A 13,579-nucleotide genomic window follows, 5' to 3' on the forward strand; every position below is an offset into this window, starting at 1 on the left:
TAAGTGCTTTGACTCCGCGCTAGATATTTCTTCATATCCGTGACTTAATCTTAATAGCCTGGATTTTGAACGAGTTTGGGGTTGTTTCTTACCTCTGCCGTAGGAATGGGGAACAGCAGCTCTCGCTCAGTGACCGTGGGGCCATAGACAAACTTGTGACCCACGTAGTCCTCAAACTGACGGGTGGTGACGTTGAAACCCTTTCTTATCCTCACCATGTCAAACCAGGTCTTGTTTTCGAAGGAAAGTTCGAAGAATTTTTCTCTCCAGATTGCTTCGCGAAGCTGCTCCTTGGACAGATTTTGCAAAGGGGCTAGAGCGGCTCTGGACCGAATCTGGTTTACCGCAGCGTAAGCATCTGAATTGGGTCCATTTGCCTCGTTGGAAGCTTCAGCAAATATCAGTAATACCTCCGCGTAACGGAGAATAGGCCAGTTCATCGAACTGCTGGTTGTGCTGGTTTGTGCTAATTCGTCAAAATGCTTGAAGATGTAGTAGTCTCCCAACTCCAACGATTTGGTCCTGTCGCTTCTTAGCGTGTAGCTGGTATAGTAAAACTCCTTTTCGGCCGCTCGTTTGTCACCCGGTTCGTAGGACTTTACAAAGGCTTCCTGGGCAAAGATGCCGCCCGTTTCCGCGCTATAGTTGGAGATTCCCCTGTTGTAGGGGATAATGGATACCTGCCAACTGGATGGGAGAATATAGGCTACAAATTGGGCCATGAAGATGTTTTCACCAAGGTTTTTCATACTGGGGTTATGCAGCGCGGCGTAGGAATCAAATAGCGAGAAGGTACTGGAGTCCATTACCTCTTTGGCTTTGGATGCGGCCAGGGCGTAGTATTCGTTTCCTTTTTGGAGTGGATAGCCCGCCATGGTAAGGTATACCGAGGAGAGAAGGGATTTTACAGCGCCCATGGACACCCTCCCGGAAGCATCCCTCCAGGCAAGTCCGGACTTTTCGGCCTCTTGGAGATCAGCCACAATTTGGTCATAGACAGCAGCGGGTTCCGCCTGATCCGGATAGAGGTTTTCGGAGGAAAGGTCGATGGGATCGGTAATGAGAGGTACTCTACCGAAGATCTGGACCAGATTGAAGTAATAGTAAGCCCGTAGGAAGCGAGCTTCGCCCAGTAGTTTGTTTTTGGCGGTTTCGTCCATGTTCATGCCTGGGATTTCAGCCAATGCCACGTTTGCGTTGGCGATGCCAAGGTAGAAGCTTGTCCAGTAGGTCTGGCCGTAGCCGTTGTCCGAGGTGTTGTCCAAGTTCATGACGAAGAGGCTGTTTTGCGCCTGCCCCAGCTCGGTGTCTGCAAGGCCGGTGGCAAACTCGGTCATCATCCAAGGGCCTCCGCCAAAACCACTCGACATGATCGGCTGCAAGCTCTGGTAAATCGAGTTGACAGCGCTAGTAGCATGTTCCGGTTTGGTAAAATAGTTGTCCAGCGTGAAATTGGACTTATCTGACTCATCCAAAAAGTCTGCGCAGGATGTGATCGCTATCAGGGAGGACAACAGGATGAATTTGGCTATATGGGATTTGGTACGTTTCATAATTGTCGGAGTTTTTATTAGAGAGTAACACTGACACCCAGCATGAACACACGTGGTTTGGGGTAGGCATACAGATCGACGCCTTGGTCAAACGCCGCCCCGGAGGTGGATACCTCAGGATCGTAGCCGGAGTAGTCAGTGGATAGGAAGAAATTTTGGACGGAGAAGAAGGTCCTCATGGTTCTCAGCTTAAGTTTTTCCAGTATTTCCGGAGCAAAGCTGTAGGATAGCATGATGTTTCGGCCTCGCACAAAAGACCCGTCTTCCACCCTTCTGGAGTCGTTGTTGGTATTGTATCCGGCGGTAAGCGGGCGGATTTGTGCGTAGTAGGTCTCCTGGTTTTCCGGAGTCCATCCCTGCAGAACTGTCTTGAAGCTGTTAGCGATGCCGGTCCGGTCTTCGGCCGAGTGCTTGCTCCTGAAAAGCACGTCGTTGCCGTAGGTGAATTGGATGTCCACAAGCAGTTCAAAGTTTTTGAAGCTAAACGTGTTGGCAAAGGTGCCAAAACCGTCGGGGATACCCTTGCCGATGATCACCCGGTCGGAGTCGTTGATCACCCCGTCTTCATTGACATCCTTGTATTTGATGTCGCCAGGTCGCTTATTGTAGGATGCCGCTACGGTTTCCTCCTCGGTGTTCCAAGTGCCTTCATGGACAAAGCCAAAGAAGGATCCCACTGGTTCGCCTTCCCTGACGATGGTGGATCCCAAGAAAATGTCCGCTCCTCCGGTCAGGGCTTTGACCTTGTTTTTGTTGATCGACAGGTTGAAGTTGGTCGTCCAGGAGAAGTCGCTTTTTTCGACGTTGACAGTATTCAGCCCAAATTCGATCCCCTTGTTTTCCATGCTGCCCACGTTTTTGCTTACGACGGTATAGCCACTGCTGGAAGGCACTGGCGCGCTCAGAAGCATGTCGTCGGTGATTTTGCGGTAAAGGTCCAATTCAAACATCAGTCTGTTTTGGAGAAAGCCGATTTCCGCTCCGAAATCCACCTGAGAGGTGACTTCCCATTTCAAGTCGGGATTGGCAAGGCGGCTCACGCCTATACCTATCTGTCGCTGATCGTTGAATATCACGGAATAATTGCCCATTCCGGCCAGCGCTTGATAAGCCGTTACTTCGGAGTTTCCTGTCTGGCCCACACTTGCACGTAGTTTCAGGTTTGAGATCAGGTTGCTGGAGCTCAAGAAGTTTTCGTCAGAAGCTCGCCAAGCAAATGCGGCTGAAGGGAAAAAGGCGTATCGGTTGGATTCTCCAAATTTGGACGAGCCATCCACGCGGCCGGTGAAGGTGAAGAGGTACTTGTCACGTAGGGTGTAGTTGATCCTGGAAAAATAGGAATTTAGCCCATAAGCAACCGTACCTGAGCCCGGTTGGACAGCCACTGCTCCAGCTCCCAGATTGTTGAAAGTAAAGTAATCGTCCTGGAAATTCTGCGCCCTGGCTGTGGAGTTGAATCTGTCCACGTGCTGCCATGCTATACCGGCCATGGCATTAATCGCATGGTTTTGGTTAAATTCTTTGATATAGGTGAGGTAGTTTTCAAACTGCCAAGAGTTAAGGCGGTCATTAAAGATCGATGCGTCCCCACCTTGGTTTTTTGATATGTAGTCGAGCTCTCTACCACCGTAGTAGTCCACCCGCTGGTTTACGATGTTGACGGATAAGTTTGACCTGAATTCCAATCCTTTGGCCAGATATAGGTTCGCATAGACGTTCCCCAGTACTGTTTGTGTGTTGACCAGGTAGATTCTTTCCTCCGAAACTTGTATGGGGTTGTCTCCTCCTTCCATGCCCGGATAATCGGCATTGCCAGCCCAGCTTCCATCGGGGTATTTCACCGGGATGATGGGGAGAGCTTCGAGCACTTGGCGCATGGCGATGATACCCCCGTTTCCAAGGGGATCTACCTGGCTTTCCTTCTGGTCGTTGTAGCTTAGTACCCCACCTACTTTGATCCAATCCTTTATTTTGCTGTCAAAAACAAATCTAGCCGAATAGCGCTTCATCCAAGAATTGGCCATTAGTCCGTCCTCATCCCTATAGCCCAAGTACACGCCAAAGTTGTCGTCTATATTTCCCGATGTGAAATTGAGCTGGTGGCTTTGGGTAAAGGCAGGTTTGAAGGATTCGTCCTGCCAGTCTGTGTCGTAGATCGGTTGGCCGTTTGCATCGAATAGCCTAGGGTCGGTGCGCTTCAGCGCCGGGTCTTTATAGATTCCGTTTCTCCATCCATTCGGATCATACTTTTGGGCGTTTTGGTAAGCCAGGTCTTCCATGGCCAGGAATTCTTCAGAATTTAACAGGGGGATTTTTTTGGGAAGGACGCCGATGCTGTAGTTTCCTTCGTAAGCGATAGTTCCGCCAGATTGACTTCCCCGCTTGGTGGAGACGAGGATGACTCCATTGGCGCCGCGGGCACCATAGATGGCTGTAGCGGACGCATCTTTGAGAATCTCGACGGAGGCAATGTCATTGGGATTGATATAGTCTATAGGCGTGCTCCCGTTTGCCAGGCCAGCTGAATGCATGATTACCCCGTCGATCACGTAGAGCGGGTCGTTGGCAATGCTGACTGAAGTATTCCCTCGAATGCGAATATTGGCTCGGCCACCTGGACGTCCGGAGTTAATGGAAACATTTACCCCTTGCACTTTGCCCGAGAGGGCGTTGGACAGGTTGGGAGATGGACGATCTTTGAGGCTCTCCTCGCTGACCGACCCCACCGCACCCGTCAAATCCGACTTCTTTTGGGTACCGTATCCTACCACAACTATTTCGTCAAGCTCTGCTTCGTCAACGGGTAGATTTATTTCAATCGTATTGGAAAGGTCGCTTATGACATATTCAGTGGTAGAATATCCAATAAAACTCACCACCAGAGTTTCGTTCAAGCTCGCTTCTATGCTGAATGAGCCGTTGTTTTCGGTGACCGTTCCCCTTTGAGTTCCTTTTACAATTACCAATGCTCCTGGGATCGGAGTATCGGAGCCAGCTTCCCTTACGATTCCTTTTACAGGCAAGTTTTGTCCATAGGCTATCGTGCCGATTAATAGTAACGCTAACAGAATGCTAGTCGCTAACTTTCTTTTATAATGAAGATACTTTGACATGTAAGTTGGGTTTGTTGTATCAACAAGTTAGGTGGACGTCGATCGGGAATGTGTCCTGTAGAATCCTGAAAAAATGAGATTCTAGGGTTCAATGTAGACAGGATAGTGTTAATTATTTGTTAGTATATATAATTATTAATATTCAAAATTATAATAAAAAAAATATCAGATATAATAATACCTATATTATACTTGATTTTTAGGTAATTCGCGGTGGTTGCGGTGAAATTTCATGTTTTAGAAACATTCACTTGACGGGGAGCTTCTTTTTAAGATTTTGTGGGAGAGTAGCACGTGGAGATTTTGCCATTCTAAAAGGAAGCATGTACTACGCGTCAAATTTGGCCGTCATGTATTCGCTTCCGGTTTTCTCGATACTAGATAAAGAATCAAATCGGAATCTTTCGATGATCTGTCCTGCTGTGTCCTGTGGTAAATAGTTGGTTTTTAGGCTTTTTTTCAGGATTGGGCAGGACAGGAACCTATTTATATATAGTGTAATTGAGTTGATTTTATTCAATTAACAAAACCCGTCAATATGAAAAACCATTATCTATCTAATGTGAAAATCCGGTTCATCGGATTTTTGCTGCTTATGTTATGCATAAGTGTCACGAGTTTTGGGCAGTCCCAGTCTATCCGGGGTGTCGTCACATCCGAAGGAGAGCCGGTGCCGGGGGCATTGGTCTTGGTAAAAGGGACCCAAAGAGGCACCGTCACTGATATAGACGGGAATTACAGTATCGACGCCGCACCTGGAGAAATCTTGGTGGTGAGTTTTGTTGGCTACATTACTAAAGAGGTAGCCGTGGTCGGAGGGCAGACGACAATCGACGTCACATTGGATCTTTCCACCTCCGATCTTTCCGAAGTCGTGGTCGTGGGCTACGGCAGCCAGATCAAGAAGGAAGTAACCGGGGCAATCCAGTCGGTGTCAGGCAAAGAATTGCAGGATATGCCCGTATCCTCTGTTGCACAGAAGCTCCAAGGACGACTCGCTGGGGTTCAGATCAACCAGACTACCGGTAAGCCCGGCCAAGGGATGAATGTACGTATCCGGGGTCAACTGTCTGTATCCGGCGGTAGTCAGCCGCTGTATGTGGTGGACGGATTTCCCATTACAGGGGATATCAACCAGATAAACCCGGATGAAATTGAGGAATTGACCGTATTAAAAGATGCTGCTTCAACCTCTCTATATGGTTCCCGTGCGGCAAATGGGGTCATCTTGATCACAACAAAAAGAGGAAAAGCAGGTCAGACCAACGTTGGACTAAATGTATTCACAGGATTCCAGAAAGTCCCAGTGGAAGGGCGGCTGGAAATGATGAATGCGGAGGAATTTGCCACTTTCAAAAAGGAATCCTACGAGGATGCAGGACAGCCGGTACCAGAGGTGTTTCAGAATCCGGCTCAATATCGAGACCAAAATAACGACTGGTACGATGCCATGCTGCAGACAGCTCCAATTTCTTCCTACAACTTAACACTGACTTCCAATAAGGAACGCGTTAATACCGCAGTAGTTGCTGGTGTGTTTACCCAGGATGGTGTGGTGGTTAATTCAGATTATAGAAGATTCTCTCTTCGAATGAATACCGATTATCAGGTCTCCGACAAAGTAAACATCGGATTCAACGTTGCGCCTAACTATGTGATCGATAATACTCCACGCACCGACGGCACCCGGGGTACGGGAATTCTGTTCAATGCCCTGCATACTTGGCCGATCATGCCGATCTACGACGCAAATGGCGAATTGACCTATTTCAATCAATTCCCGGCCAACACGGGCAATATCTACGCTTATCCAAACTGGGTAAGATCAGCGGAAGAAATCACCAATGAGACTAAACAGATGAACGTGCTCTCCAATGCCTTCGTCTCTTGGAAACCAATCAAAGGCCTCTCTCTCCAGTCAAGCTTCAACACCGAAATCAGGAATTCCAATTATTTCTGGTTTAACCCCTCAACGGCTACCGCTAACATAAATGTGGCCATTCCAACGGTTGCAGTGTCTATCCGTGAAAATTACCAAAGATTGTCTTGGTTGAATGAGAATATCGCAACCTATAGCAAAAGTGTAAACGATCACAATTTCGAAGCATTAGTGGGCTTTTCCAATCAACAATACAGAGAAGACCGTACACGTATCCAAGCCGATACCTATGCGGATGACCGACTTCCCACCATTCAGGGAGCGATCAACATAAATCGGGGGGGGACTAACTCGGGGGTTGAGGAATGGACTTTGACTTCTCTATTCTCGAGATTGACCTATAACTACAAAGGAAAATATCTTTTTACCGCCGCAGTACGGGGTGATGGTTCTTCCCGGTTCGGAGCGGATAACCGTTGGGGCGTTTTCCCCTCCACCTCGGTCGGTTGGGTGCTGTCTGACGAGGAGTTTTTGAACACCAACTCGACAATCTCTTTCACTAAATTGAGAGCCAGCTACGGTATCACCGGCAACAACAACATCGGTAACTATACCCAGTATGCTCGAGTAGGAAACGCTTTGAATGGTGTCACTGTCAATTCTGTATTCGGTGAAACCGTCGTGCCAGGAGCATCTGTACTCTCTTTAAACAATCCGAACCTAGGCTGGGAAACCACGGCCCAATTTGATCTCGGCTTGGACATCGGCCTATGGGACGACAGACTCTCCTTTGTGTATGACTTCTATACCAAAAATACCACCAACCTCCTCTACGCAGTTCAGATCCCTCAAGAAGCAGGATTCACCAACTTCAATGACAACATCGGCGAAATCAAGTTTTGGGGTCATGAATTTGCTGTCAACGCCATCGCGATAAACACTAGCAACTTCCGCTGGAGTATCAACGCTAACATCTCCTTCAACAGAAACGAAGTAATTGAATTGGCAGAGGGAATCGACCGCGTTTATGGTACCTACCACATCACCCAAGTGGGCAAACCTTTCGGACAGTTTTATGGCCTGGTCAAAGAAGGTTTCTATATGAATGAGGAAGATCTTGCCAACTCTCCAATTATTCCTGGGCGGTCTACTGTAGGCAGTATAAAGATGCGTGATGTAAACGGTGACGGAATAATCACCTATGGTGGTGACAACGATGACCGGGCAATCATTGGAAATCCTTTCCCAGATTTCGTTTATGGGATCGTAAACAATTTCACCTTTAAAAATTGGGACGCGAGCATCACGGCTTCTGGTTCGGAGGGTAATCAGCTTTGGATGAGGCACTTGTATAGCACGGCCAACTTGGATGGTGTTTTCAATATGGTGAGAAAAGCCATTGACCGATTCAGGTCACCCGAAGACCCAGGGGAGGGGATTTTTGGAACTACAGTAGGTGGCGGTAACGTCACCGGAGTAGAACGTGACTGGAATAGCAGCCACTTTGTGTACGATGCGTCGTTTTTTACTATTCGAAATATCACGGTGGGGTATTCCTTCAAAAACTTGGGAAAAGCCATCAAATCCGCAAGGATCTATGCTTCCGGACAAAATATGTGGGTATTTACCAAGTATTGGGGAGGATCAAATCCTGAGGTCAGTATGCAAAACGACGGAAATGGCGATGGAGGAAACCTGAGCCCTGGGGTCGATTTGTCAGCCTATCCGGTTCCGCGTACGATCACTTTCGGAGCAAATATCAATTTCTGATCCAAGGTCTTTCATCCCAAAATGACATTAACAATGAAAAAATATATCATAGCATTATCCATGGCGAGTGTCTTGTTGACCAGCTGTGAGGATTTTCTGACTGTAATTCCGGAAACCGAGCTGACCTCTAATACTTTTTTTAAAACCCAGACGGATTTTGAGCAGGCTGTCAATGCCGCCTATACACCTCTTCGGGCAATCACGACCGAACGTAGTTGGTTGCTAAGCGAGATGCATTCCGACAATACCTATTATGGCCGTAACCCTAACTTCGGGGCGGTGGATCCCCAGGAAGATTTGGCTGATTTTTCCGTCTTGGTTTCTAACGGTACTAACCCTAATACCCATCTTCTCAACCAATGGAGACAGGATTATCTCATTATCGCCCGGACCAACCAGGTCCTCGCATTGATCGATGGAGTGGAATTTGATGCCGCGGCAAAGGCAAACGTTAGGGGACAGGCCTTGTTCTTGAGAGCCTATGCCTATTTCGAGCTGGCCAGATACTGGGGCAGTGTTCCGCTGCACCTGACTCCTGTGCCTGGACGCGATGCAGCGGCCTTACCACTTTCTACTGAAGATGAAGTCTATGCCCAGATCATCAAAGATTTGCTCGAGGCGATACCTTTGCTTCCTAAGAGGTCCGCCCAGCAGTTGGGGCGTGCTACCGAAGGAGCGGCAAGAACACTTCTCGCCAACGTTTACATCAACCGTAAGCAATGGGCGGAGGCAGAGGAAATTCTTGCTCCCGTGATCAGCAGCGGGGAATATTCGCTGATGGGAAGTTACGAGATGGCCTTTTCAGATAATGCATCCAATAAAAACAATGCGGAGTCAGTCTTTGAAGTGCAGTATCTCGAAGGAGCGGCGGGATTCCAAAACGACATAATCTATAGAATGATGCCAAGACCTCTTTTGGCTGCAGAGCTCAAGCCTATCACCGGCACAAGCAATACACAAAACCTAGATGGAGAAGGGAACAACATTCCAACACCAGATATCATCGCTGCCTATGAAGCCGGAGATACAAGAAAAGACGCATCGATTGCATGGGTATTTTTATCAAGCAGTGAGCGAATAGACAAAAATTATCCTTATATCAAGAAATTCGCCAAGAAACACTCACAGCATGGCAATACCGGTACGAATTTCCATATCTACCGCTACGCCGAAGTGCTACTCTTTATGGCCGAGATCCTGAATGAGCAAGGTAAGTCCTCCGAAGCGGCCACCTACCTCAACCAAGTAAGGGCCCGTGCGGGCTTGGCAGCAACGACTGCTACAGGCCAAGCAGATATGAGAGAGGCTATCTTTAAGGAAAGAAGGGTGGAGCTGGCCTTTGAAAACAAAAGATGGTTTGATATTCAGCGTACGGACCGAATTCAGGAGATTATTGTCCCATTAGGTCAAAGGATCGTGGCAGACCCTGCCGCTTACTACTATCCACCCCGCGCAGAGCCTAGACCTAATGTGTTTACTAATCTAGATAAATTCTATCCCTATCCGGCAGCTGAGTCTGATTTGAGTCCTTATTTCTAAGTTGGTTTTCTTCAATTCAAATAGCCCGACATCCGCTCTCCATAGTAAGAGTATCGATGTTGGGTTATTTTCTTCTATAGCCGAAATAGCAGGACAGTTAAATAAATGACAGGAAGTAAATAGCTTGCTTGAATGGCTTTCGGCCTCCTGAAATATTTTCCAACTTGAACTCTACGAAATATTCTCTACCAGCACTTCAATAATCCCAAAAAATATGTTCAACAGAAGATCCATTAAGAGTCTTTTCTTCATTGTGGGGATAATGGCGATTTCCTTTGCCTGCTCCAAGAAAGAAGAAGAATCTGGCCGGCAGCTTACCGGCAACCCCAAGATAGACAAACTCAAACTCCCCGACGGGTTTGTGGCAGAGCTACTATACAGTCCAGGTGAAAATGACCAGGGATCCTGGGTAGCGATGACCTTTGATGACAAGGGGCGTATGATCGCATCGGATCAATATGGCTTCCTCTACCGACTGGAGCTGCCTCCCGTGGGTTCGGACTCCACCGTCAAGCCCAAGGTAGAGAAGCTCATCGTGGGAAACGTAGCCGAACCTCAGGTAGGAATGGGCTATGCGCAGGGATTGCTCTATGCGTTTAATTCACTGTACGTGATGGTTAACCACAATCCAAACGAGACTTTCAGCCAGCCGACAGGCCTGTATCGGATTCAGGATTTGGATGGCGATGATCAGTTTGAATCCGTCACCCAAATCCGTGAACTCAAGGGACAACAAGGAGAGCACGGCCCACATAGCATGAAAGTCACTCCCGATGGTAAAAGCATCTACCTGATCGCCGGTAACCATGTCGATGTCCCTGAAATGGATGCGTACCGCCTGCCACGGGTTTGGGACGAGGATAATCTCTTCCCACTGATCAAAGATCCAAGAGGGCATGCCAATAGCAGAATGGCACCGGGCGGCTGGTTGGCTAAGATAAACCCCGACGGCACCGAGTGGGAACTCATCGGAGCTGGTTTTCGAAATGCCTTTGATTTCGATTACAATGAAGTCGGCGACATCTTTGCCTACGACGCGGATATGGAGTGGGACTTCGGGATGCCTTGGTATCGCCCTACCCGAATCAATCATGTGACCAGCGGTTCTGAATTCGGCTGGAGAACCGGTAACTCGAAATGGTCTCCGGTCTATCCAGATAACCTGCCGGCGATTATGAATTTGGGACAGGGCTCGCCAACGAACGCGATGTTTGCGTATGATGCGAAATTCCCCAGCAAATACAGGAAGGCGCTATACACCTTTGATTGGAGTTTTGGGATCATCTACGCAACCCATTTTACTCCCTCCGGCGCCAGCTATGAGGCTAGTTCCGAGGAATTCATTTCCGGATCTCCACTGCCTTTGACAGACGGCGTGATTGGACCAGATGGAGCAATGTATTTTGCTACCGGAGGCCGTAGGTTGGAGTCGGATCTTTATCGGGTTACCTATAAAGGAGACTTGGATTCCTACACCCCGATGACCGAAGCTGATTTGCCTCAGGAAGCGATCACGAGAAGAGAGTTGGAGAAATATCACTATGACGGGGCCCCTGCGGAAGGATTAGAAAAAGCCTGGGCGCAGCTGAACAACAATGACCGCTACGTGCAGTATGCGGCCCGAATCGTACTAGAACATCAGCCTGTAGCTACTTGGAAAGACAAAGCAATTGCTGAAACCGACCCTGTAAAAAAAATCCACGCAAATTTGGCTTTGGCCCATCATGCCACCGATGCAGACGCAGCTGCGATGTTGAATAGCTTGATGCAGATCGACTATAAAGCGCTTTCTGCCAAGGATCAGCAGGACTTGCTCCGCACGATCGAGGTGATTCTCTACCGTCACGACAAAGGGGCAGAACCTGTTAAGGCAAAGCTGGTAGAGTATTTGGATCCGCATTATCCAGCCAACGAAAATATGCTTAATCGCTCACTGAGCATCCTGCTAGTTCACTTGGATGCTCCGTCTGCAGTCGAGAAAACCTTGGCGTTGCTCAAAAATGCAAAGGATGACGAAAACTATCAGAAGACCTTTACCGCGTCCTCTGACCTGATTTTCAGAAATCCCCAATATGGAATGGATATCGCAAACATGTTGGCTAACATCCCGCCAGCCCAAGCCACTTTCTACGCGACGGTCTTGGGTGGAGCAGACAAAGGATGGACGCCTGCCCAGCGCGAGGAATACTTCAAATGGATCAACAATGCGCTCACAGCCTATAAGGGTGGTCGAAGCTATGTGGGCTTCATCGATCGCGCCAGAAAGATGGCCTTGAGCCACGTGGCTGAGACGGAGTTTGCCAAATACGACGAAATGTCTGGAGGAAAATTGCTTACCTCCAGCGGTAATGATATCGCCAATACAGGCATACAGCCTGAAGGTCCGGGCAGAAGATGGACGGTGGATCAGGCAGATTCGGTAGTGCAGAATCTCGCCGGGCGAGATCTTGTGAAAGGGAAAGCCATGTTCAGCGCCGTACTTTGCCAATCTTGCCACACCATCCAAGGTGAAGGCGGATTTATTGGTCCTGACTTGACCCAACTTGGCACCAGATTCTCCCCAAGGGACATTCTGGTGGCTACCATTGATCCGAGTGAAACAATATCCGATCAGTACCATGCGACTGTGTTGGAGTTGAAAGAAGGCGGATCCATTGTGGGCAAGCTGAATGATGAGGATGATCAGAACTATTACATCTCCCAGAATCCTTTTGCTCCAGATGTGATCAAGACAGTGCCGAAAAATACCGTAGTGCTGAAAAAGAATGCAGAGGTGTCTGTTATGATGCCAGGTCTCATCAATCGACTGAATCCGGAAGAATTGAAGGATCTGATGGCTTACCTGATCTCAGGCGGAAATCCTGATCATGCCGTTTACAAAACCCAAACCACAGGACAAGAATGATTTGGTCTTTCAAATATAAAACAACGCTTGCCGTAGCCGCCTTGGCTACGGCGGCTTTGATCTTCCAAATTCCCGATGGGAAACCGCGGAACGCTGTAGGTGAGCAGTCCGAATTCAAGCCCATCTTTGATGGAAAGACACTGGAGGGATGGGATTATAACAGTGACTATTGGAGCGTTAAAGACGGTGCGATTCACGGAGAGACCACAGCCGAAAATCCTCTTAAGTCCAATACCTTTATCATTTGGGAAGGGGGAGAGCTCGGGGATTTTGAGCTGAAGATGGACTATTGGATATCCGAAACGGGTAATTCGGGAGTACAATACCGCAGTGACCTTTTTACCGAAGTACCCTATGCGCTGAGAGGCTATCAGGCGGACATCGACGGAGGTAATCGCTATACGGGCCAAAACTACGAGGAAAGAAAGCGGACTACCTTGGCCTATCGTGGCCAAAAGACCAGGATTACTTCCCAGCCTGATTCCATCACGGAGTTGAGGGGCTTTGTGGAAAGAAATGCATGGAAAGGTCTCAACCTCGTGGAAGAGCTTGGTGACCGTGCAGAATTGGGAAAACTAATCAAAAGTGGGGATTGGAATTCCATTCACATCGTCGCCAAGGGCAATGTACTGAAGCACTATGTCAATGGTACCCTAATGAGTGAAGTCACTGACGAGGATGCCAAAAACAGGATGATGAAGGGACTTATGGGCATGCAGATGCACGTGGGCCCTCCAATGAAAGTCATGTTTAAGAATGTTGAATTGAAAAAGCTGTAACGCTTTGGTTTCACAAAAAGCAATGAGGCCGTTTCACCGAG

General features: G+C 48.3%; 6 protein-coding genes. 4 read left to right on the plus strand and 2 right to left on the minus strand.

Annotated features, from left to right (window positions below; all coding sequences use genetic code 11):
* Positions 1-50: 50 nt before the first annotated feature.
* The gene (locus J0A67_RS20315; RefSeq protein WP_206571224.1) at positions 51-1,553 is read right to left on the minus strand and encodes a RagB/SusD family nutrient uptake outer membrane protein; all 1,503 of its coding nucleotides are present in this window, start codon (positions 1,551-1,553) and stop codon (positions 51-53) included.
* A 17-nt stretch (positions 1,554-1,570) separates the two neighbouring features.
* Positions 1,571-4,666 carry a SusC/RagA family TonB-linked outer membrane protein gene (locus J0A67_RS20320; protein ID WP_206571225.1) on the minus strand — a complete coding sequence of 1,032 codons (3,096 nt, stop codon included), beginning with the start codon at positions 4,664-4,666 and terminating at the stop codon, positions 1,571-1,573.
* Between the two features lie 595 nt (positions 4,667-5,261).
* Here J0A67_RS20320 and J0A67_RS20325 point away from each other — a divergent pair.
* The 4 genes from J0A67_RS20325 to J0A67_RS20340 all read left to right on the plus strand — a co-directional run bounded on the left by J0A67_RS20325 (position 5,262) and on the right by J0A67_RS20340 (position 13,538).
* Positions 5,262-8,315 carry a SusC/RagA family TonB-linked outer membrane protein gene (locus J0A67_RS20325; RefSeq protein WP_438839598.1) on the plus strand — a complete coding sequence of 1,018 codons (3,054 nt, stop codon included), beginning with the start codon at positions 5,262-5,264 and terminating at the stop codon, positions 8,313-8,315.
* Positions 8,316-8,348: 33 nt separating this feature from the next.
* Positions 8,349-9,854 (plus strand): RagB/SusD family nutrient uptake outer membrane protein, encoded by a 1,506-nt coding sequence (locus tag J0A67_RS20330; RefSeq protein ID WP_206571227.1) that lies wholly within the window; start codon positions 8,349-8,351, stop codon positions 9,852-9,854.
* Positions 9,855-10,068: 214 nt separating this feature from the next.
* Positions 10,069-12,759: a c-type cytochrome gene (locus tag J0A67_RS20335; protein WP_206571228.1), complete on the plus strand. Its 2,691-nt coding sequence runs from the start codon at positions 10,069-10,071 to the stop codon at positions 12,757-12,759.
* Positions 12,756-13,538, plus strand: coding sequence for a 3-keto-disaccharide hydrolase (locus tag J0A67_RS20340; protein WP_206571229.1), 783 nt, complete (start codon positions 12,756-12,758; stop codon positions 13,536-13,538). Before J0A67_RS20335 ends, J0A67_RS20340 begins: the two co-directional genes overlap by 4 nt.
* Positions 13,539-13,579: the final 41 nt, after the last annotated feature.

This window comes from Algoriphagus aestuariicola (assembly GCF_017254835.1).
GTDB lineage: Bacteria > Bacteroidota > Bacteroidia > Cytophagales > Cyclobacteriaceae > Algoriphagus > Algoriphagus aestuariicola.

Excerpts from the sequence above, each read along its gene's own strand:
- J0A67_RS20320 (WP_206571225.1), bottom strand. The coding sequence starts at position 4,666 with ATGTCAAAGTATCTTCATTATAAAAGAAAGTTAGCGACTAGCATTCTG.
- J0A67_RS20335 (WP_206571228.1), top strand. The coding sequence starts at position 10,069 with ATGTTCAACAGAAGATCCATTAAGAGTCTTTTCTTCATTGTGGGGATA.
- J0A67_RS20325 (WP_438839598.1), top strand. The coding sequence starts at position 5,262 with ATGTTATGCATAAGTGTCACGAGTTTTGGGCAGTCCCAGTCTATCCGG.
- J0A67_RS20315 (WP_206571224.1), bottom strand. The coding sequence starts at position 1,553 with ATGAAACGTACCAAATCCCATATAGCCAAATTCATCCTGTTGTCCTCC.
- J0A67_RS20330 (WP_206571227.1), top strand. The coding sequence starts at position 8,349 with ATGAAAAAATATATCATAGCATTATCCATGGCGAGTGTCTTGTTGACC.
- J0A67_RS20340 (WP_206571229.1), top strand. The coding sequence starts at position 12,756 with ATGATTTGGTCTTTCAAATATAAAACAACGCTTGCCGTAGCCGCCTTG.